The organism is Rhodanobacter sp. K2T2, from assembly GCF_013408815.1.
Lineage (GTDB): Bacteria > Pseudomonadota > Gammaproteobacteria > Xanthomonadales > Rhodanobacteraceae > Rhodanobacter.
This window is the reverse complement of the sequence record NZ_JACCCA010000002.1, coordinates 285748-306557: the sequence shown is the minus strand read 5'-3', so window position 1 is coordinate 306557 and position 20810 is coordinate 285748. Positions and strand designations below refer to the sequence as shown.

The following is a 20810-nucleotide window of genomic DNA, read 5'->3' as shown; positions in this document are numbered from 1 at the left end:
TGTTCTTCACAACGCACACAAGTAGAAACGGAGTCGCATGGGCTCCGTTTCTACTTGTGTGCTGCTGCGGGTGATCAGGCCAGGTTGCTGGCCGCAAATTCCCAGTTCACCAGATTCCAGAATGCTTCCACATACTTCGGGCGGGCATTGCGGTAATCGATGTAGTACGCATGCTCCCACACATCGGTGGTGAACAGCGGCTTGTCGCTGCCGGTGATCGGCGTGGCGGCGTTCGAGGTATTGACGATGCCGAGCGAACCGTCAGGGCGCTGCACCAGCCAGGTCCAGCCGGAGCCGAAGTTGCCGGCGGCAGACTTGCTGAACTCTTCCTTGAATTTGTCGAACGAGCCGAACGCCTTGTCGATCGCGTCGGCAAGCTTGCCGGTCGGCGCACCGCCGCCCTTGGGGCTCATCGAGTTCCAATAGAACGTGTGGTTCCAGATCTGGGCGGCATTGTTGAACACGCCACCGGAGGATTTCTTGATGATGTCTTCGAGCTTCGCATCGGCGAACTCGGTGCCTTCGATCAACTTGTTGAGGTTGGTGACGTACGCCTGGTGGTGCTTGCCGTAGTGGTATTCCAGCGTTTCGGCCGAGATATTCGGCTCCAGCGCGTTCTTTTCGTACGGAAGCGGGGGCAATTCGATCGCCATGGTGTGGCTCCTTAGCGGTGGCTGGGGGAGGTTTGGCCGGCCCAGCGGGCAGCGGCCATCGGGTGACTGATACAATACCGATCTGCCTGCATTGTAAAGATGAAACGTCACCTATGGATATCAACGAGCGAATTCGCGCCATTCTCGCCGAGCATCCCATCGTGCTTTTCATGAAAGGCACGCCGCAGTTTCCCATGTGCGGCTTCTCCAGCCGTGCGGCGAAAGCACTCACCGATGCAGGCGCCGATTTCCATGCGGTGAATATCCTGGCCGACCCTCAGCTGCGCTCCGGCCTGCCGCACTTCGCCAACTGGCCGACGTTCCCGCAGTTGTTCATACAGGGCGAGCTGATCGGCGGCTGCGATATCGTCGAAGACCTGAACGCCGCCGGTGAGCTGGCGCGCATGGCGAACGATGTCGCCGGGATAGCGAATTAATGTCGCTGCCGGTTTCCCGATTGCCGGCCGACTGGATGCCGGCCGCCGACACCTTGCGCGATCGCGTGATGCTGGTGACGGGCGCCTACGGTGGACTAGGCGCGGCGGTTTCGCGGGCCGCCGCTCGCGCCGGTGCCACGGTCGTCATGACGGGCAAACGCAAACGTCAGCTCGAGCAGCTATACGACGCGATGCTCGCCGAGGGTTTGAGCGAGCCGGTGATCCACCCGCTGGATATGGAGACGGCGACGCCGCGTGACTACGAAAATCTAGCCGAAGGACTGGAGCGCGACTTCGGCCGGCTCGACGGTATCGTGCACGCCGCGGCGAGTTTCGCCGGGCTCAGCCCGATCGCCATGCACAAGCCGGACGATTGGCTGCGCGCCTTGCACGTCAATGTTTCCGCGCCGTTCGCGCTGACCCAGGCGTGCATGCCCCTACTGAATCAAGCCGTCGACAGCGCCGTGGTTTTCGTCCTCGACAACCCCGATCTGCTGGCACGCGCGCACTGGGGCGCCTACGGCGTATCGAAAGCCGCGCTGGAACGCTTCGTGGCGATTCTGCATCAGGAAAACGATGCCGGCCCTCTGCGCGTCAACGCGCTGCTGCCCGCGCCGATGCGCACCGCGCTGCGGCGGCAGGCGTACTTCGGCGAGGACATCATGCAGCGCCCGCTGCCGGATGCCACCGCAGCCGCAGCCGTCTATCTGCTGAGCGCGCAGTCCGCGCAGGCACGCGGTGCGGTGCTGGATCTTCGCGCCAACTGAGACACCCGTCGGTGCGACCGATGCGGCAACGGCTATCCTGTGATGGCCTCAAGGGGAGTGATTCATTATGGAAACGGAGATGACCACCCTGTCGGCGGGGATCATGTTGTTTCTGATCATGGACCCGCTGGGCAATATTCCGTTTTTTCTGAGCTTGCTGAAGGATGTACCGCCCAAGCGTCGCCGTGCGGTGATGGTGCGCGAGCTGCTGATCGCGCTCGGCGTGTTGCTGGCGTTCCTGTTCGGCGGTCAGCACATTCTCAAGCTGCTGCAGCTCAAACCCGACTCGATCAGCATCGCCGGCGGCATCGTGCTGTTTTTGATCGGCATCCGCATGGTGTTTCCGCCGGCCGACGGCGGCGGCATCTTCGGCAAGCCCGGCGAGGGCGAGCCTTTTATCGTGCCGATGGCGATTCCCGGGGTGGCCGGCCCCTCGGCGATGGCCGCCCTTCTGCTGCTCACCAACACCCAACCAGGCCGCACGGCGGACTGGGTCACTGCGCTGTTGCTGGCGTGGCTGGCCACGTCGCTGATTCTGCTCAGCGCCACCTATCTGTTCCGCTGGTTGGGCGAGAGTGTGCTCACTGCGCTGGAGCGGGTGATGGGCATGTTGCTGATTGCGCTGTCGGTGCAGATGTTCATGTCGGGCGTCGCCTCGTTCATGCACGTAAGTTTGTGAGCAAAACAGCGCAGTAATTTCTGTTTGGCGTCCGCGTGACAGGTCCTTGTAACAATTGATCTTCAGGATGAGCGAAAACCTGAGGACACGGTCATGCTCTCCATCGAACAGACCCTTACCGAGCGGTTGCCCTGGCTTGCAGTGCATCCCAGAATCCGCCGCCCCGTCGCCGACATGCTGGGGCGACTGGCCGACGAAGACGGTTTCAACCGCGTACTGGATAAAGTCGGCAACGCCGAAGGCTTCGATTTCGTCGAGCGTGTGCTCGACTTGCTCGGCACCAGCTATCACATCAGCCCGCGCGAGCGCGAAAACATTCCGGTCGACGGCGGCCTGCTGGTCGTGGCGAACCATCCGCTGGGCATGCAGGATGCACTGGCCATGCTGCAGCTGATCGGTTCGGTGCGCAGCGACGTGCGGATTCTCGGCAATGACTGGCTGGCCGTGGTGCCCCCGTTGAAAAAACTGCTGCTGCCGGTGGACGTGTTCGGCAAAGGCAGCGCTTCGCGACTGCGTGGCATTTATCGCGCGCTGGAGGAAGGTCAGGCGCTGATCGTGTTTCCTGCCGGCGAGGTGTCCCGCGTGCGCGCCAACGGCGTGCGCGACGGCCGTTGGTCGGACGGCTTTGCGCGACTGGCTATGCGCAGGAAAGTGCCGGTGCTGCCGGTCCACGTCGCCGCACGCAATTCGGCGATGTTCTACGGCTTGTCGATGCTGGCCAAGCCGCTCAGTACCGCCATGCTGCCGCGCGAGGCGGTGACGGTCGGTAGCCGACGGATCGGCTTCAGCATCGGCGCGCTGATCGGCGCCGACGAACTGGCCCAGCGCAGCGGTGGCTCGCCCGAGCAGGCGGCCAAGCTGATGCGTCGGCACGTGTATCGCGTGGGCCGGCATCGCGGGCTGATTTTCGGCGGCCAGGTGCCTCTGGCGCACCCGGAGCCGATCGATCAGGTAGCGGCCGAGCTGATGCAGTCGGAAAAACTCGCCGATCTCGGCGATGGCAAGCAGGCATGGCTGTTCAAGGGCGCGCTCGACAGCCCGGTGATGCGCGAGATCGGTCGCCTGCGTGAACTTACCTTCCGCAAGGTGGGGGAGGGCACCGGCACGCGGCGTGATCTCGATGCCTACGACCCGCATTACGAGCATCTGGTGCTGTGGGATACCAAGGCGCTGCGTATTGTCGGTTCCTACCGTTTCGGTCACGGCGGTAGGCTGCTCGCCGAGCGCGGCATGGCCGGTCTTTATACGGCCAGCCTGTTTCGCTACTCGCCGGCGCTCGAGTCACGTCTGGCGCAAGGGTTGGAACTGGGCCGAAGCTTTGTAGCGCCGGCGTACTGGCGCTCGCGTGCGCTCGACCAGCTGTGGCAGGGCATCGGGTTGTATCTCCAGCGGCATCCGGACCTGCGCTACATGTTCGGTCCGGTCAGCATGTCGGTGTCCATGCCGCGCGAAGCGCGCGAATGGATCGTGGCCGCGCATCAGCATTATTTCGGCACGCCGGGCCTGGCCGAAGCGCGTCGGCCGTTCGTTATTTCCAGCGACGTCAGCGACGGCGTGCGGCAGGCCTTGCAGGGGCTCGACGCATCGGCGGGGCTGGGCAAACTCAAGCACCATCTGGACGCGCTGGGCGTGAGCCTACCCGTGCTGTATCGCCAGTACGTGGATCTGGTCGATGCCGACGGGGTGCAGTTTCTCGACTTCGGTGAAGATCCCGATTTTTCCGGCTGCGTGGACGGTCTCGTCATGCTGGACCTGGCTCGGCTCAAGCCGGCCAAGCGTGCGCGTTATCTGGGCAAAGCTGCTTAAGAGCCTGTTCTCGATCTCGCCGTGCCTCGCGCCGGGAGCGGTTTGATCGCATCCCGGCGTCATCACGCTCCGTCGTAGATCGACGTCCGCTCCCTCGTTCTTCCTTGGTCTGAGCGCAAAAAACGCTCCCGGCGCGAGGCACGGCGAGATGCTCTAAGCCGACGCTGCGAATCTGTCGTAGCCATCTGCGGTTACCACCACCCGCGTGCGATTCGAAGACAGCGTAATCGTGCCGGAGCGATTTTTCGCATCGTATTTTTATGCGGCACGTGCGGGCTTTCCAGCGCTTTCGCGCCCTTTCGAATCGGAAAGCCAGCCTTTCTAAGGGTTTGGCGCCTGTTGGAGGAGTCGTGCATCACCAAGTGTGATCGCAATATATTGCGTTCACACTTGGAATGAAACTTTTGTAAAGACTCTGTAAAATTCGCGTGGAATCATGCGTTTTTGGCATCGACGACTCCGGGGGATGTGGTCGCAGGTTTTTTGTTCGGGCAACGCTTCATCGCTGGCGACGCCCCACAACGTCGGCTTGCCAGCCAAAGCAAATCCAGATTGGCAGACTCAAACGCGCTTTCGCGAACCAGCCTGTGCCTGCATGGCTTCATGCGTAGCTCAGGCCCGCAGCAACTCATTACATGACTCAACAGGGAACTATCCAAATGAAGCGAAGCCACCTATCCGCCGCGATTGCGCTTGCCTGTGTTATGGGATCGGGCATGGTCATGGCGCAGACGGCCACCGACCAGGCCGCCAGCACGCAGGCCGCTCCGCGCGCTGGCGTATCCAGCACGTCCAACACCACTACGTCGAACGACACCAAGCGCGTGCAACAGCTGTCGGCCGTGCAGGTACAGGGACAGTCGCTTTCGCTCGGTGGTGGCTTGATGTCGGTGCAGACGGCACCGAAGGCTGTTTCCACGATTACCCGCGACGCCATCGTCAAGGCCGCGCCGGGTGCCACGTTCGTGCAGATGATCGACAGCATTCCCGGTGTCAATGCCTCGACCGACGATTACACCGGTCTGGCCAACGGCAACTACAGCATCCGCGGTTTCACCAGTGATGAGATCGGCACCACCGTCAACGGTGTGCCGGCCAACGACAGCGGCAACTACAAGGTCTATTCGACCGAATACGGCGACAGCGAAAACTATGGCGACATCACTGTGCTGCAAGGCTATCCCGATGTGGATACGCCGGTCAGCGGTGCGGCCGGCGGATCGGTCGCTTGGGCGACGATCGACCCATCGCATAAACCCGGCGTGGACGTGAGTCAGACTTTCGGCAGCAATAGCTATGAGCGTACTTTCGTTCGCTTCAACACGGGCGACATCGGTTCGGTGCGCTCGTGGCTGTCCTACTCCAATAACAAGGCCGATCTGTGGCGCGGGGCGGGTACGCAAAACGTGAACAAGGTGGATGGCAAATCGATCTGGACGATCGACGACAACAACTCGATCGCCGCATCGTTTCAGTACAACCGTGAATCCAACACCACCTATGAAAGCCTGACCAAAGGTCAGATTGCCTCCGGCGGCTACAACCAGGGTTACGCCAGCGTCTTCAATGCGGCAAATCTCGGTTCGACCAGCACGACGTTTTGTTCAGGCAATTCTCCGCAGAACAACGCGGCCTGCTATTACAAGCTGCATACCAACCCGTTCACCAGCGCCATGGTCAGCCTCGATGGCGAGTTCAAGCTGACTGACGACCTTCGCCTATCCGTGGTGCCTTACTTCTGGTACGGCAACGGCGGCGGCGGCGGCGCGGGCATTTTCACCGAATCGACCCAGCCGCTTAATTGGTACCAATACAGCAATCAGGATCTGAACGGCAATGGCGTTGTCGGCGGCAAGAACGCCAAGGCCTTGGCGTATTCCATCAGCAACACCTACACCATGCGCCCTGGCGTCACGGTCAAGTTCAATCAGGACTTTGGTCAGAACAACAGCCTCGAATACGGTTTCTGGTACGAGCGTCCGCGCCAGGAGCAGAGTCAGGCCTATACGCCGGTGAACCCGGTGACCGGCGTGCCCTCGGACATCCAGGGTCTGTCGGACTTGATCCGTTATCCCAACGGTGCAGTGCAAAAGGCATACAACGAGTACACGGTCACGGAAACCCGCAAGGCGTTTGCCACGGATACCTGGACGCCCAACGATTTCTGGACGTTCACCGCGGGCGCGTCGTTTCTGTCCGAAAAGCGTAGCGGTTTCGATTACCAGTATCCTGGCTCGGTACGCAGCGGTTATGCAGGGTATGGCGTCGATCAGAGCAGCCAGACCTATAACGAATGGAGCCCGACAGCGGGCACCAAATTTCAGTTGAACGAGCAGAACCAGTTCTACTTCGGCATCGGCCGAACATTCCGTGCACCGATCAACGGGGCTGTTCTGCAGAACGGAGCAACCATTGCGTACCTCAACGCCAATTGTCCCAAGTGCGTTCCAGCGGAAAACGTCGTCAACAACAAGCCGGAAACCGCGACCACGGCCGATCTGGGCTGGCGCTATTACGACGACACGTTCTCGGCGAGCGTCGATGCCTATGCGTCCAATCTCAACAACAAGCAGGTCAGCGGCTTCGACGAGAACACGTTCCAGTCGGTCTACATATCGATACCGAAAGTGCACATGCGCGGCCTGAACACGGAAGCCAGCTACAAAATCACGCCCGAATGGACTCTTTACGGCTCTTACGGTTACACCAAATCGACTTTGGAAACGAACCTCAATACCGACACCATCAACCCAGGTCCAGGTATCGCGCCAAGCAAACTGGGTGACGGCATCTACAACACGGACGGCAAGACCTTCTTGAATACGCCGCGAAATATCGGCTATGTACGCCTGGGCTACGACAATGGACCGTTCTGGGCGAGTCTCGATGCCAAATACCGCAGCTCCATCTATGGCGACTGGTCCAACACGGAAAAAGTCGGCGGCTACACCACGCTCAATCTGAGTGCAGGCTGGCGCTTCAGCAGTTTTTCCTCGTGGTTCAACAAGCCGTATATCAAGCTGAATCTTTACAACTTGGCGGATCGTCAGGCGCTGACCAACGCCAACAACATTACGGCCTTTCTCGCGTCCAATCCCAACAACATCAAGGACGTGAACGGGACGACGCTGTATCCCACGGCGCCTTACTACTCGCTGCTGGAAGGCCGTACTGTGATGGTGACCTTCGGCGCCTCGTTCTTCTGATCGAAAGCGTAATTACGCTTGATCGAGTGGCATGAAACAAGGCCGGCGTCTTCGGGCGCCGGTTTTTTTGTGCACGCTTGACCTAGTTGCACAAGCGGACGAAGCTGTGCGGTCAATTTTGTTTTGAAAGTGGCGCACGCTACTGCCGCTGCAAGGAGAATGATTTACATGAACGATGCAAATAGGCTGTCGCAGGGGAAATCCGCCACCGTCAGCGCGCGCATTTCGCCCGTGGGTGGCCTGGATATTCTTTCCCGTAACGAAGTGGCGCGCCTGCGCGGTGCCAGCGACTCAGGCCTGCATGCGCTGCTGCGTCGGTGTGCGCTGGCGGTGCTCACCTCCGGCAGCATCAGCGACGATCCGCGAGCGATTCTGGAGCAGTATCCGGATTTCGATATCCAGGTGTTGCAGCAGGACCGCGGCATCAAGATCGAGCTGACCAACGCGCCGGCGCAGTCATTCGTGGATGGCCAGATCATTCGCGGCATTAACGAACTGCTGGTCGCGGTAGTGCGCGACATCGTCTACGTCTCGACCCAGCTGGAGCAGACCGGCGTCGATCTGAATAGCGCCGCCGGGTTGACTCAGGGCGTGTTCGAGATCCTGCGCAACGCGCGGATTCTCAAGCCGCACATCGATCCCAGCCTGGTGGTGTGCTGGGGCGGCCACTCGATTTCACGCGAGGAGTACGACTACACCAAGTCGGTAGGCTATCAACTGGGTCTGCGCAGCCTGGATATCTGCACCGGCTGCGGTCCCGGTGCGATGAAGGGGCCGATGAAGGGCGCCACGATCGGGCATGCCAAACAGCGCCGCCGGCAGAATCGCTATATCGGCATCACCGAGCCCGGCATCATCGCGGCCGAATCGCCGAACCCGATCGTCAATCATCTGGTGATCATGCCGGATATCGAGAAGCGCCTCGAAGCCTTTGTGCGCATGGGCCACGGCATCATCGTGTTTCCCGGTGGCGTCGGCACGGCAGAGGAGATTCTTTATCTGCTCGGCATCCTGCTGCATCCGGACAACGCCGGTGTGCCGTTCCCGCTGATCTTCACCGGCCCGAGCCAGTCGGCCGCCTATTTCGAGCAGATCGATCGTTTTCTGCGACTGGCGCTGGGCGACGAGGTGGCGCAGCACTACCAGATCATCGTGAACGATCCGCCCGCCGTGGCGCGCGCGATGGTCAAGGGCATCGACAAGGTGCGCAAGCATCGGCTGGATACCAAGGACGCGTTCTTCTTCAACTGGGCGCTGCAGATTCCGTTCGCGTTCCAGACGCCGTTCCGACCCACTCACGAGGCCATGCGGGCGCTGCAGATCCACCGCGATCGCCCGCGGCACGAGCTGGCGGCGGACCTGCGCCGCGCGTTTTCCGGCATTGTTGCGGGCAACGTCAAGGAAGAAGGCGTCAAGGCCATCGAGCGCTTTGGCCCCTTCGATATCGACGGCGACGCCGACATCATGCGCGCGCTGGACAAATTGCTGCAGGCATTCGTCGAGCAGCACCGCATGAAGCTGCCCGGCGGCGCGGCTTACGTGCCCTGCTATCGGGTACGAACGGCCTGAAAATCTGGGCCGAATCCGTCGCCACGGCTTGACAGCTCGCCGCACGATCTACAAACTACGCAGCTCACGCCCGAATAGCTCAGCTGGTTAGAGCACTTGACTGTTAATCAGGGGGTCGCTGGTTCGAGTCCAGCTTCGGGCGCCAAGAAAACCAAGGCTCTGCAGCAATGCAGGGCCTTTTTCTTTGGTTGCGTAGCACGCAATGTCCGTGCAAGTTCAGTCGGATCGACGTGCCTATGCAAGATTGGCCGGCTCGGCAACATGTCGGCGGTGGACGTCGGCCGTAGTTTTCGATCCGAGCATTCCGTCTAACCGGATAAGTCCATGTCGACGGCTTTTTCCAGTCCTGCTGGTCACGGTTCAACGATGTAGGATTTGAATAAAACTCAGCACGCAGTTTGCTTAATCACTGGCTGGATCGTGCGGCATGCGGCATGCACCAATCGTGGCTGTTTTTTATTCGTCCGAGTGCCGTTGTCAGTGTCCGCGAATAAACAGTTTGCAACCTACCGTGCGTCTGCGATATTGGCGGCTTCGCATTGTCGCGCTTCACGAGTTTTTGTAGACGTTCGTAACTCAAAACGACGCTATCGCGCGAGCGTATCTGTCGTCGAAGTGTCTCGCATCAGAGCTTGTTCAATAAAGCGCTGTTTATAGAAAAGCCCACTGTCAAAGCTTCCCGTCGATCATTTTCGGCGGCATGCGTGTAGCGCCGATTTTGTTTATTGCGAGCGTTTCTCATGCGCGGTTTTTCGCACGATTATCGCTAGTATGCTGAGTATGGTTTTGGCGCCGGTGAATCCACGTTGGTTGTCTTTGGATAACGCCGAATAGCCCGATCTTTTGCTTATCGGCACGATTCGTCGTCGCGCGTTATTTCTCCGCTTTATCGTCAACCGGGAGACATCGATGCTTTCCTTGCAAGTGAATGGTGAATCGCATTCCGTCGATGTTCCGCCCGACATGCCGCTGCTGTGGGTGCTGCGCGACGTCATCGGCCTCATGGGCACCAAGTTCGGCTGCGGTATTGCGCAGTGCGGCGCGTGCACCGTGCATCTGGACGGTCAGGCCGTACGGTCGTGCGTGTTGCCGGTCGGGTCGATCGGCAACAAGGCGGTGACGACGATCGAGACGGTGGGACAAACGCCGAGCGGTCAGAAGATTCAGCAGGCTTGGCTGGACGTAGATGTCGTGCAGTGCGGCTATTGCCAGTCCGGCCAGATCATGTCGGCAACGGCGCTACTGGCCCGCACGCCCAATCCCACCGATGCCGATATCGATGCGGCCATGTCGGGAAATATCTGCCGCTGCGGAACCTATGTGCGTATTCGCGCGGCGATCAAGCAGGCGGCGACGGGCAAGCTGGAGATTCTGCAGACGACAGTCACCTCGCCTGCCGCACCGGCGGCGGAGGCTACGCCATGAAGATCAAGAACAGCCCCTCCGAGGCAAGCGAAGCGATCGATTTAGGCCGGCGCCGCGCGATCCAGTCCGGTGGCCTCGCGGTCGCCTTTTTGTGGCTGGGTAGCACGGGTGCCGCCTCGGCCATGGTCAGCGCCCGCCGCCAGCCTGGGGATGCTGCGGCCGCACTCGCTGACGGCAACCCGCCGTTTGCGCCGAACGCCTTCGTGCGTATCGATACCGACGGCTCGATTCGTCTGGTCATGCCCAGCGTGGAAATGGGGCAGGGCATTTATACCGGTTTCAGCATGCTGCTGGCCGAAGAGCTTGGCGTCGGCCTGGATCAGATCAAGGTCGAGCACTCGCCGGCCAGCGAGGAGCTTTACGGCATGCCGGCGCTGGGCGGGCAGATCACCGGCGGCTCCACCAGCACGCGCAGCGGATGGCAGGTGCTGCGCGAAGCAGGCGCGGTGGCGCGGGTACAGCTGGTGACGGCGGCGGCGGCGCAGTGGAAGGTCGATCCGTCGACGTGCACGGTCGAACGCGCCGTTGTGCATCACGTGCCAAGCGGTCGCAGCCTCGGCTTCGGCGCACTGGCGACGCCGGCGGGCAAGCTACCGATGCCGGACAAGATTCCGCCGCTGAAAGATCCCAAAGATTTCGTGCTGATCGGCAAGCCGCTACGACGCGTCGACTCGCCCGACAAGATCACCGGCGCTACTCAGTTCGGCCTGGACGTGAAAGTGCCGGGCATGAAGATCGCCGCGGTGAAGACCAGCCCCACGTTTGCCGGCAGGCTCGTTTCCGTCGACGACAAGGCCGCGCGCGCGATGCCGGGCGTGGTGGACGTCATTCGCATCGGCGACGCGGTGGCGGTGGTCGGCGATCATTATTGGGCCGCGAAGCAGGGGCTGGAGGCGCTGGATATCGAGTGGGATCGCGGTGTCAACGCCAACCTCACTACCCAGCAGTTGCGCGATGCGCTGGCCGAGAGCGCGCTCAACGGTGCATCGATCGTGGCCAAGGAAGTCGGCAAACGTCCGGCCAGCGGCACTGCGGTCGATGCGGTATACCAACTGCCGATGCTGGCCCACGCCACCATGGAGCCGCTCAACGCGACGGTCTCGGTGACGGCCGACCAATGCGAGATCTGGACCGGCACGCAGGTGCCGACGCGTTGCGTAACGGCGGCGGCGAAGATCACCGGGCTGTCCGAAGACAAGGTGTTGCTGCACAACCAGTACCTCGGCGGCGGCTTTGGTCGACGTCTGGAAACCGACCAGGTCGAGCAGGCCGTGGCCTTCGCCAAGCAGGTCGGCTATCCGCTGAAGGTGGTGTGGTCGCGCGAGGAGGATATTCGCCACGATCGCGTGCGGCCGATGTATCACGACCGCTTTTCCGCGGTCGTCGATGCGGATGGCCTGCCGGTCTGGTTCGGCGCGCGAACCAGCGGCGGCACCGTGCTGGGGCGCTGGGCACCGATGGCGATGGGCAAGAACGGGCTGGACAGCGACGCGGTCGAGTCGCTGGCCGAAATGCCTTACGAAATCCCCGGCATGAAGGTCGAGTGGATCCGCCACGACATGCCGCCGGGTCTGATTGTCGGCTGGTGGCGCGGCGTGGGACCCACGCACAATCTGTTTACCGTCGAAAGCTTCATGGACGAACTGGCGCATCGTGCGGACAAAGACCCGGTCGCCTTTCGTCGCGCCATGCTGCAAAAGAATCCGCGCACGCTGGCCTTGCTCGACCTGGCGGCGGAAAAAAGCGGCTGGGGCACGCCGCTGCCGGCACGCGTGGGGCGAGGCATTGCGCTGGGCGAGCCGTTCGGCAGCCGGGTCTGTGCCGTAGTCGAAGCCGAAGTCACGCCGCAGGGCGAGGTTCGGCTGCGCCGCGCGGTGGTCGCGCTCGACTGCGGCATCGGCGTCAACGTCAGCTCGATCGAGGCGCAGGTGCAGGGTGGTCTGCTGTTCGGCCTCAGCGCTGCGATGTGGAGCAGCATCACGATCAAGAACGGCGCTGTCGAACAGGGCAACTTCAACGACTATCGCAATATGCGCATCAACGAGGCGCCGTCGGTCGAGGTGCACCGCATCGAAAATTTCGAGTCGCCTGGCGGCTTGGGCGAGGTCGGTACGGCAATTGCCGCACCGGCGCTGGCCAACGCGATCTTTGCCGCCACCGGCGTGCGTCTCTACCAGTTGCCGGTGGATCGCTCGCTGCTGGTGCAGGATGCCGATGCGCTGAAGTCGGTGGTTTCTGCCGACAACGCCAACGGGGAGGGCGTCGCATGAAGCGCTTTCTCTCCATCATAGTGTTGCTGCTGGTTATCGGCGCCGTTGCTTATGTGGCGCTCAACCGCACCGATAGTTCGGACGGGCAGGCGCCCGCCATCGTCGGCGCGCCGGCCAGCGCTGCCGTTCTCGCCCGCGGTGAGTATCTGACCAAGGCGGCCGACTGCATTGCCTGCCACACCGTGCCTGAAACCGGCCGACCGTTTGCCGGCGGCGTGGCATTCAAGCTGCCGTTCGGCACGATTTACTCGACCAATATCACGGCCGACGAGGCGACCGGTATCGGCAGCTGGAGCGATGACGAGTTTGTCCGGGCGGTACGTGAAGGCGTGCGCAAGGATGGGCAAAAGCTGTACCCGGCATTCCCGTACACCTCGTACACGCAGCTGAGCCGCAGCGACGTGTTGGCTATCAAGGCCTATCTCTTCAGCCTGCCGAAAGTGGCGCAGGCGGCGACGCCGAACGATCTGGGCTTTCCGTTCAACCAGCGTTGGGCGATGGGCTTCTGGAACGCGGCGTTCTTCAAGAGCCATCGTTTCGTCGCCGATGCATCGAAGTCGCCGCAGTGGAATAGCGGCGCGTATCTCGCCACGGCGCTCGGCCACTGCGCCGAGTGCCACACGCCGCGCAACCTCGGTTTTGGCCTGGAACATAGCAATGAATTGGCCGGCTATTCGCTACAAGGCTGGCGTGCCTACAACATCACCTCGGACACAGCGCATGGCATCGGGGCGTGGAGCGACAGCGATATCGCCAGCTATCTGTCGACCGGACATGCCGACGGCCGCGGCTCCGCTGCCGGTCCGATGGGCGAAGCAGTGGCGCACAGCCTGCAGTATCTGAAACCGGAAGATACTGCCGCGCTGGTTACCTATCTGCGCAGTGTGCCGGCCCGTGACGGTACTGATCCGATCGACATCGATCACAACGCGGCCCCCGCAGCGAAGTCGTCAGACGCAGCGCCGCTTGCCGATACGGATGGTGCCAACCAGCAAGGCCTCAAGCTGTTCGAAAGCGCCTGCGCCAGCTGCCATCAGTGGAACGGCAGGGGGCAGCAAACGCCGTATGCATCGTTGCTCGGTACGCGCGGCGTGAATGACGTCAGCGGTGCCAACGTGACCCAGGTGATTCTGCAGGGCGTCAAGATGCGCATCGGGCAGAACGATGTGTATATGCCCGCCTTTGGCAGCGCATATTCCGATACCGAAGTGGCCGCGCTCGCCAATTACGTGGTGGCGCATTTCGGTGACAAGAAAGGAACGGTCACGCCGAAGGATGTCGCCGATCGGCGCAAGCTTTGACGCGTTGACTGCGCGAGAGGTGCAGCGAACCTCTCTATCCAACAAAAAGCCGGCGAGATTGCCGGCTTTTTGTTGGCGCTTTGGCAACAGCGAGTCAGCGCGCCTGGGCGCAGCCTGCAGCCTGATCGGAGGTCGCCGAGGCACCACGCACGCGGCCGGAATTGGCGATCACCACGGCCAAGACATTGTCGTTATTCGACGGGCTGCAAAACAGCAGGGTGAGATTGCTTCCACTGGCGCTACCGTCGGGATGAAAGCGCACGAAGCGCCGTCCGTTGCTGCTCACTATCGCCAATTTACCGGCGTAGCCGGAGCCTGTATATATCGGCGCACTATCGGGCTGGTTGTCCTGGTCGGCATCGCTCGCCAGCAGCCAGCCGGTATCCCAGCGCACCGCCTCACTGCAGTGCGTGCGATCAATAGTCGGGCAGAACAGCGTCTGCTTGCCGCTGGTAACGGCGGTTTCACGCGCGGTCTGAAGCGCCGACATAAAGTCGGACTGGGCGGTCTGAATCTGGCTATGCGTCAACATCTTGCGCAGCGGCGGCGTGGCCATGCCGGCCAGTGACGCGATAATGACAAGCACCATGATCTGCTCGATCAGGCTGGCACCGTACTGCCGCCGATGCTGCGCCGGGCCAATCCGTTGCTTTCGAGCCTCGAAATGATGGCGGCTTTTCATGGCACAGCTCCTGCGTTGCCGGAGTCAGCCATGCTATCGGCGAGCCAAATGGCGCCAAGCGGCCATTGGATGCTGTCGCCGTGAGTGTCTGCTGACAGCCGGTGTCAGCACAGCCAATTTAAAATGCCGCTTTGAACCCCTATGTGTAATCCATGACTGACCGCTTCCAGCTCGTTTCTCCTTACCAACCCGCCGGCGATCAGCCGCAGGCCATCCAGCTGCTCAGTGAAGGCTTCGAGGCAGGCCTCGCGGCGCAGACGCTGCTGGGCGTCACCGGCTCGGGCAAGACCTACACCATCGCCAACGTCATCGAGCGTGTGCAGAAGCCGACCATCGTCATGGCGCCGAACAAGACGCTGGCGGCGCAGCTCTACGGGGAGTTCAAGGAGTTCTTTCCGAACAACGCGGTGGAGTACTTCGTCAGCTATTACGACTACTACCAGCCGGAAGCCTACGTGGTGGCGTCGGATACCTTCATCGAGAAGGACGCCTCGATCAACGAGCATATCGAGCAGATGCGGCTGTCGGCCACCAAGGCGCTGCTGTCGCGCCGGGATTCGATCATCGTGGCGACCGTGTCGGCCATCTACGGGCTCGGCAATCCGGCCGACTATCTGTCGCTTCGATTGATTCTGGCCAAGGGCGAGCGCATCGATCAGCGCAAGCTGATTCATCAGCTGACCGAACTGCAGTACACGCGCAACGAAATGGAGCTGCGCCGTGGCACGTATCGCGTGCGTGGTGAAAGCATCGACGTGTTTCCGGCCGAATCGGAAACCGAGGCGCTGCGCATCGAGCTGTTCGACGGCGAAGTGGAAAACATGGCGCTGTTCGATCCGCTGACCGGCGAAGTCATTCGCAAGGTGCAGCGCTATACGGTCTATCCGCGCACGCACTACGCCAGCACGCGCGAAAGCGTGCTCAACGCGATCGAGACGATCAAGCTCGAGTTGAAGGATCGGCTGGAACAGCTCTACAGGGACAACAAGCTGGTCGAAGCGCAGCGGCTGGATCAGCGCACGCGTTTCGACATCGAGATGATGACCGAGGTCGGCTACTGCCAGGGCATCGAAAACTACTCGCGCCATCTGACCCGGCGCGCGCCGGGCGAGCCGCCGCCGACGCTGTTCGATTACCTGCCTGCCGATGGTCTGCTGGTGGTGGACGAGTCGCACGTCTCCGTGCCGCAGATCGGCGCCATGTTCAAGGGCGACCGTTCGCGCAAGGAAACCCTTGTCGAGTTCGGTTTCCGTATGCCGTCGGCGATGGACAATCGCCCACTACGCTTCGAGGAGTGGGAGCAGCGCGTGCCGCGCGCGATCTACGTCTCTGCCACGCCGCGTTCGTACGAGCTCGAAAAGTCGGGCGATGCGGTGGTCGAGTTGCTGGTGCGTCCGACCGGGCTGGTCGATCCCGAAGTGGAAGTGCGGCCGGTGCGGACCCAGGTCGACGATCTGCTGGGCGAAGTGCACAAGCGCGTCGCGCTCGGCGATCGTGTGCTGGTCACCACGCTGACCAAGCGCATGGCGGAAAACCTCACGGAATACCTCAGCGAACACGAGGTACGCGTGCGCTATCTGCATTCGGACATCGAGACGGTCGAGCGCAGCGAGATCATCCGCGATCTGCGCCTGGGCGAGTTCGACGTGCTGGTCGGCATCAACCTGCTGCGCGAGGGTCTGGATATGCCGGAGGTATCGCTGGTCGCGATCCTCGATGCGGACAAGGAAGGCTTTTTGCGCTCGACCGGTTCGCTGATCCAGACTATCGGCCGCGCGGCGCGCAACGTGCGTGGCAAGGCGATCCTGTACGGCGACACGATCACCCGTTCGATGCAGGCGGCGATCGACGAAACCGCGCGCCGCCGCGAAAAGCAGATGGCGTGGAACGAGCAGCAGGGCATCACGCCCACCACCATCGTGCGGCGCATCGCCGACATCATGGAAGGCGCGCGCAGCGAGCCGGCCGGGCGTCGCGGCAGCAAGTCGGCCACTCGTGCCAAGGCCGTCGCGGAACCGGCGGCCGATTATTCCGCGATCAGCGCGTCGCAGGCCTCGGCGCTGCTCAAGAAGCTGGAGGCGCAGATGTACAAGCATGCGCAGAACCTGGAATTTGAATCCGCCGCCCAGCTGCGTGACCAGATTCATCAGCTGCGGGAGAAGACCTTGCGCTGAGCTTGAGGCGCCATACCGGTTGCCGGTACGCGGCGAGCATATTGTGGGGCGTGCTCTACTACCGTACAATACGCAGCTCACCCGCACGTGCCGCGGTGATGACGGGCGGTTAGCTCAGCGGTAGAGCACTTCCTTGACATGGAAGGGGTCACAAGTTCGATCCTTGTACCGCCCACCAATTCGCAAAGAAAAACGGCGCCGGCTCGGCAGAGTCGACGCCTTTTTTGTTTGACGGCTTCCGGCCTGGGCCGTATTAAGTGCCCCAATGACGGGGCGATTACCCTGCTTGCTCACTCCCGGTATATCGCTCTTCAGGCCAGCGCCGCGCAGGGTCTTTTGCGAGGAGTGCAGCTTCGTAGCGTCAGCGCCATGACGGTCGGCTCGATCCAGGGAGCGAGCGGAGGCTTGCCGAGGCCTCCGGTGGTGCGTGTACTCTTGAGGGACTGCCGATGACGACCGCGTTCTTCGTCGGCACTCCTCCTGTCGCGGGTGAATTGAGTCCATGCAATCGATAGAAATACTGATCAACGACGCGTTCGAGCGTCGCAACGAACTTGGCTCGACCGAAATCGAAACCCATCTGCGCCCGGCTGTCGGCCAGGTGATCGACTTGCTCGAATCCGGCGAGCGTCGGGTGGCCGAGCCGGACGGCAAGGGCGGCTGGATCGTCAACCAGTGGATCAAGAAAGCCGTGCTGCTGTATTTTCGTTTGAACGACAACGTCGTGGTCGACGGCGGTGCGGCGATGGCTTTCGACAAGGTGCCGTTGCGTTTCATGCAGGGCAATGACAGCGAGCTGCAAAATCTCGGCGCGCGCGTGGTGCCCGGGGCGCTGGTGCGTCGTGGCGCACATATCGCCAAAGACGCGGTGCTGATGCCCAGCTACGTCAATATCGGCGCCTACGTCGGTGCCGGAAGCATGGTCGATACCTGGGCCACGGTCGGCTCCTGCGCACAGATCGGCGCGCACGTGCACCTGTCCGGCGGCGTCGGTATCGGCGGCGTGCTCGAGCCGCTGCAGGCCAATCCGACCATCATCGAGGACAACTGCTTTATCGGCGCGCGCTCCGAAGTGGTCGAAGGCGTGGTGGTGGAGAAGGGTAGCGTGATCGGCATGGGCGTGTTTCTCGGCCAGTCCACCCGCATCTACCATCGCGCCACCGGCGAAGTAAGCTACGGCCGCGTGCCCGCCGGCAGCGTCGTGGTGGCCGGCAGCCTGCCCGCCAAAGACGGCAGCCACAGCCTGTATGCCGCGATCATCGTCAAGCAGGTCGATGAAAAGACCCGCAGCAAGACCGGTATCAACGAACTCTTGAGGAGCGTCGAATGAGCGTCGAACTCTATGGCCTGGAAAAGTGCAGCACCTGCGACAAGGCCCGCGCGTGGCTGGATCAGCACAAGGTCAAATACAGCTTTACCGACTACCGCGAGCATCCCATCGCGCCGGCTTCGTTGAAGCAGTGGGCGAAGGAGCTGACTTGGGAAAAGCTGGTCAACCGGGCCAGCTACACCTGGCGCGATCTCACCGACACGCAGAAATCGGCCAGTACCGACGCCGACTGGCTGAAGCTGATCAAAGATTATCCTGCCCTGGTCAAGCGCCCGGTGGTGGTGAAGGGCGACAGCGTCAGCGCCGGCTTCAGCGAGAAAAAGTTCAAGGAGCTGTTCGGTGGCTGAAGCGACCGCCGATGCCGTGGTCGCCGTTTATGGGCTCGACGGCACCGACATCTGCGGCAAGGCGCGCCATTGGCTCGATCGCTTCGGGCCGGATTATCGCTTCGTCGATTTGCGGCGCACGCGGCCCGAGCCGGACGTGCTCAAAGCGTGGGCGGCGTCGCTCGGCGGCTGGGATGCGTTGGTCGATCGCAGCGGAATCGGCTGGAAAGGCCTGCTGCCGCAGCGGCGCAACCCGGGCAGCGATCCGGAGTGGACGCTGCTGATTCGCGAGCACCCCGAAATTCTGCGTCAGCCGATCACGGTAGCCCCCGACGGGCGCGTCGCGGTCGGTTTTACCGGCGGCACCTACGAGCGCCTGCTCGGCAAGGGCAAAGCGAAACACTGACCTGTGCAAGATGAGCCATCAACCATGAGCGACGTGCTCGACCTCACCTGCGAACTGATCCGCCGCCGCTCGGTCACGCCGGACGATGCCGGCTGTCAGGCGCTGATCGCCGAACGGCTGGCGCGCGTCGGGTTCACGATGGAAAACCTGCGCTACGGCGACGTGGACAATCTCTGGGCCACCCATCGCGGCTCGGGTGCGTCAGGCCCGACGCTGATGTTTCTCGGGCATACCGACGTCGTGCCCAGCGGCCCGGAAACGTCCTGGCAAAGTCCACCGTTCGAACCCACGATAACGAATGGCCGTCTATACGGCCGCGGCGCGGCCGATATGAAGGGCTCGGTGGCGGCCATGGTGGTGGCGCTGGAGCAGTTCGTCGGTGCTTACCCGGATCACCCAGGCCGCGTCGGCTTGCTGATCACCAGCGACGAAGAAGGCGTGGCCATCGACGGCGTGCGCAAGGTGATCGAGCACTTTCGCGCCGCCGACGAGCGCATCGAATTTTGCGTGGTGGGCGAACCGTCGGCCAAGGAAAGGCTGGGCGATCTGATTCGCGTAGGACGTCGTGGTTCGCTGTCGGCGACGTTGACCGTACGCGGTATTCAGGGTCATGTCGCCTATCCGGAAAAGGCGCTCAATCCGATTCATGCGTTTGGTCCCGCGCTCGCCGCGCTCGCGGCCGAGCGCTGGGACGAAGGCAATGCTGACTTTCCGCCGACCTCCATGCAGGTATCCAACCTCCACGCGGGCACCGGTGCCAACAACGTGATTCCCGGCACGCTCACGGCGCTGTTCAACTTTCGCTACAGCACGGCCAGTCGGGCCGAAGACCTGCAGGCGCGCAGCGAGGCGATCCTGCGCCGGCACGGTCTGGATTTTCATATCGACTGGCAGCTGTCGGGTCAGCCGTTTCTCACGCCACCCGGCGGCAGGCTGCGCGAAACCGTCGTCGCCGTATGCCGCGATCTGTGCCAGCTCGATCCCGAGCAAAGCACGGGCGGCGGCACCTCCGACGGTCGCTTTATTGCCTTGCTGGGTACCGAAGTGGTGGAGATCGGCCCGGTCAATGCGACGATCCACAAGGTCGACGAATGCGTGGCGGTGCATGAGCTGGAGCAGCTGCCGGCGATCTACCAGGCGGTGTGCGAACGATTGTTGGTGTGACGCCAATGATGCGCGTACGCATTCGCGCGTCTGACCCTATTCAGCGTTGAAACGGCGGGCACTGATCGCTTTGCGGAAACCGGCCGGTGCCGTGGAATAGTCCGTCCCGACCAAGTTTGACCTCGGCGGTTGTTTGACTTGGGAAACTCCCGCCGATCCGAGGGCCATCCTGGATGCAAAGTACCTTGATGCCGCCGTTGTCCTCGACGATCCGGATACCAAAAAGCCACTGCTTTTCATGATCGATCGATCGTACGCCGCCATCGATCTTTTCGAAATCGGCGAAACCGTAATCCTTCAATGTATTCGCGCCGGGTTTCCTGCGTGCATAGATCGAACTGGGGATGGACAGCACGTCGAGATGTTCGGCCACGAACAGCGCCGCATTCTCGCTATGCGGCGCCGACTGCGCAGTCGAAACGGGCGGCCATATGGTCAAAGCGGCCATGGCAAGCATCGTGGCAGTACCGAGTTTCATCGCAGATGTCTTCCTCCCGACGTTCGTGCCGATGAAGATTAGCGCAATGAACGCAACAAGTTTCGACAGTGCCTCTCGGCTTCAGGCTCGGCGCAAGGCTTTCCATCACGCACGGCAAGAGCTTGCGCTGCACGTCT

17 protein-coding genes and 2 tRNA genes are annotated in these 20810 nt (G+C 61.9%); 16 read left to right on the top strand and 3 right to left on the bottom strand.

Features of this window, described 5'->3' with window-relative positions; translation table 11 throughout:
- Positions 1-74: 74 nt before the first annotated feature.
- Positions 75-653 (bottom strand): Fe-Mn family superoxide dismutase, encoded by a 579-nt coding sequence (locus HDE78_RS04820; RefSeq protein ID WP_179477383.1) that lies wholly within the window; start codon positions 651-653, stop codon positions 75-77.
- Positions 654-766: 113 nt separating this feature from the next.
- Here HDE78_RS04820 and grxD point away from each other — a divergent pair, with 113 nt between their 5' ends.
- From grxD to HDE78_RS04770, 10 genes are all read left to right on the top strand, one after another.
- Complete coding sequence (gene grxD / locus HDE78_RS04815) at positions 767-1090, top strand: Grx4 family monothiol glutaredoxin (protein ID WP_179477382.1); 324 nt, start codon at positions 767-769, stop codon at positions 1088-1090.
- Complete coding sequence (locus HDE78_RS04810) at positions 1090-1857, top strand: SDR family NAD(P)-dependent oxidoreductase (protein WP_179477381.1); 768 nt, start codon at positions 1090-1092, stop codon at positions 1855-1857. Before grxD ends, HDE78_RS04810 begins: the two co-directional genes overlap by 1 nt.
- A 79-nt stretch (positions 1858-1936) precedes the next feature.
- Positions 1937-2536: a YhgN family NAAT transporter gene (locus HDE78_RS04805; RefSeq protein ID WP_179477380.1), complete on the top strand. Its 600-nt coding sequence runs from the start codon at positions 1937-1939 to the stop codon at positions 2534-2536.
- A 93-nt stretch (positions 2537-2629) separates the two neighbouring features.
- Entirely contained in the window at positions 2630-4342 is a 1713-nt protein-coding gene (locus tag HDE78_RS04800; RefSeq protein WP_179477379.1) for a GNAT family N-acyltransferase, read from the top strand.
- Between the two features lie 659 nt (positions 4343-5001).
- The gene (locus tag HDE78_RS04795; protein WP_179477378.1) at positions 5002-7548 is read left to right on the top strand and encodes a TonB-dependent receptor; all 2547 of its coding nucleotides are present in this window, start codon (positions 5002-5004) and stop codon (positions 7546-7548) included.
- Between the two features lie 168 nt (positions 7549-7716).
- Positions 7717-9117, top strand: coding sequence for a nucleotide 5'-monophosphate nucleosidase PpnN (ppnN, locus tag HDE78_RS04790; RefSeq protein WP_179477377.1), 1401 nt, complete (start codon positions 7717-7719; stop codon positions 9115-9117).
- A gap of 68 nt (positions 9118-9185) precedes the next feature.
- Positions 9186-9262 (top strand) — tRNA-Asn (locus tag HDE78_RS04785).
- A 764-nt stretch (positions 9263-10026) separates the two neighbouring features.
- Entirely contained in the window at positions 10027-10542 is a 516-nt protein-coding gene (locus HDE78_RS04780) for a (2Fe-2S)-binding protein (protein ID WP_179477376.1), read from the top strand.
- A complete protein-coding gene (locus tag HDE78_RS04775; protein WP_179477375.1) occupies positions 10539-12812 on the top strand; it encodes a molybdopterin cofactor-binding domain-containing protein in 2274 nt (757 codons plus the stop codon). The genes HDE78_RS04780 and HDE78_RS04775 overlap by 4 nt, the downstream gene beginning before the upstream one ends.
- Entirely contained in the window at positions 12809-14113 is a 1305-nt protein-coding gene (locus HDE78_RS04770) for a cytochrome c (protein WP_179477374.1), read from the top strand. Before HDE78_RS04775 ends, HDE78_RS04770 begins: the two co-directional genes overlap by 4 nt.
- A 94-nt stretch (positions 14114-14207) precedes the next feature.
- On the opposite strand, the gene HDE78_RS04765 is transcribed toward HDE78_RS04770, so the two are convergent.
- Positions 14208-14795: a GspH/FimT family pseudopilin gene (locus tag HDE78_RS04765; RefSeq protein ID WP_255457628.1), complete on the bottom strand. Its 588-nt coding sequence runs from the start codon at positions 14793-14795 to the stop codon at positions 14208-14210.
- A 152-nt stretch (positions 14796-14947) separates the two neighbouring features.
- Between HDE78_RS04765 and uvrB the strand changes: the two genes are divergently transcribed.
- The 6 genes from uvrB to dapE all read left to right on the top strand — a co-directional run bounded on the left by uvrB (position 14948) and on the right by dapE (position 20195).
- Positions 14948-16969 carry an excinuclease ABC subunit UvrB gene (gene uvrB, locus HDE78_RS04760; protein ID WP_179477373.1) on the top strand — a complete coding sequence of 674 codons (2022 nt, stop codon included), beginning with the start codon at positions 14948-14950 and terminating at the stop codon, positions 16967-16969.
- 103 nt (positions 16970-17072) lie between these two features.
- A tRNA-Val gene (locus HDE78_RS04755) sits at positions 17073-17147 on the top strand.
- A 324-nt stretch (positions 17148-17471) separates the two neighbouring features.
- On the top strand, positions 17472-18299 hold the full coding sequence (gene dapD / locus HDE78_RS04750; RefSeq protein ID WP_179477372.1) for a 2,3,4,5-tetrahydropyridine-2,6-dicarboxylate N-succinyltransferase: 828 nt from the start codon (positions 17472-17474) through the stop codon (positions 18297-18299).
- Positions 18296-18646, top strand: coding sequence for a Spx/MgsR family RNA polymerase-binding regulatory protein (locus HDE78_RS04745; protein ID WP_179477371.1), 351 nt, complete (start codon positions 18296-18298; stop codon positions 18644-18646). Before dapD ends, HDE78_RS04745 begins: the two co-directional genes overlap by 4 nt.
- Positions 18639-19031, top strand: a complete 393-nt coding sequence (locus HDE78_RS04740) for an ArsC/Spx/MgsR family protein (protein WP_345776028.1) — start codon at positions 18639-18641, stop codon at positions 19029-19031. Before HDE78_RS04745 ends, HDE78_RS04740 begins: the two co-directional genes overlap by 8 nt.
- A 24-nt stretch (positions 19032-19055) precedes the next feature.
- Positions 19056-20195 (top strand): succinyl-diaminopimelate desuccinylase, encoded by a 1140-nt coding sequence (gene dapE, locus HDE78_RS04735; RefSeq protein ID WP_179477370.1) that lies wholly within the window; start codon positions 19056-19058, stop codon positions 20193-20195.
- Between the two features lie 40 nt (positions 20196-20235).
- Here the strand turns inward: dapE and HDE78_RS04730 are convergent, their stop codons facing one another.
- Positions 20236-20652, bottom strand: a complete 417-nt coding sequence (locus HDE78_RS04730; protein WP_179477369.1) for a hypothetical protein — start codon at positions 20650-20652, stop codon at positions 20236-20238.
- Positions 20653-20810 lie beyond the last annotated feature (158 nt).